The organism is Vibrio sp. D173a (assembly GCF_030248475.1).
In genome coordinates, this window is sequence record NZ_JAHGAH010001359.1 from 1 (window position 1) to 437 (window position 437).

1 pseudogene is annotated in these 437 nt (G+C 50.1%); it reads right to left on the reverse strand.

Annotation, left to right across the window (positions count from 1 at the left end):
- Positions 1–437, reverse strand: a pseudogene (locus KIV40_RS33355) (transketolase C-terminal domain-containing protein); the annotation flags it as partial.

Here is a 437-nt window from a genome sequence, read left to right on the forward strand (position 1 = left end):
TGGCAGTTTCTCTTGCATCAAGAACTCTACCACACCAGCACCAGCACCACCGGCAATCGCATTCTCTTCAATCGTTACCAGAACGTCGTGTTCAGCGGCCAATTGTTTGATAAGTGCTTCATCGAGGTGCCCATACCATTACCACGTGGGTAACTAACCGCACTTGGGCCATTATGCTGGTGGCCAGTGTATAGCATTTGGCGACATTCGTTTTCGTCGCTTGGTGCCATGATTACCATGTTCGGGATACAGCGCATGAAGCTTAAATCGAACGCACCTTGGTGAGTTTGACCATCGGCACCCACAAGACCAGCACGGTCAATCGCGAACATAACCGGTAAGTTCATGATAGCGACATCGTGGATCAGTTGGTCGTAACCGCGTTGTAGGAAGGTTGAGTAGATAGCAACAATCGGCTTATCGCCCGCAATTGCCAT